This window comes from Arthrobacter sp. 01L42 (genome assembly GCF_056400005.1).
The window spans coordinates 1-374 of record NZ_JBFTSL010000061.1; the positions used below are offsets into that span (position 1 = coordinate 1).

The 374-nt window shown below is 57.0% G+C and carries 1 rRNA gene; it reads right to left on the reverse strand.

Going from position 1 to position 374, the window contains the following annotated elements:
* Positions 1-104 (reverse strand): 5S ribosomal RNA (gene rrf, locus AC1DN2_RS21375); the annotation flags it as partial.
* Positions 105-374 lie beyond the last annotated feature (270 nt).

Genomic DNA, 374 nt, shown 5'->3' on the forward strand with positions numbered 1-374 from the left:
CTACTCTCCCACACCCTCCCGGGTGCAGTACCATCGGCGCTGTGGGTCTTAGCTTCCGGGTTCGGGATGGGACCGGGCGTTTCCCCCACGCTATGACCGCCGTAACCCTTGCTCCGCCACCGTGCCCGCTGTTGGCGGGGGTGGGGAAAACTAGTGGTTACAACATGGCCGCTGCAGCGAATGCAGCTGTGGTGTTGTTATTTTGTTGTCGGTTCCGGTGCAACAGTGCCGTCGGTGACGGGTTTGTTGTTTGGGAACCACATAGTGGACGCAAGCAGTCTTGTTTCTTTGTACCCTTCCCTGGTGTGAACGTCTTTTGAATCCGTTCACGGGAAGAGTGTGTGGTGTAAGTTATCGGCCTATTAGTACCGGTC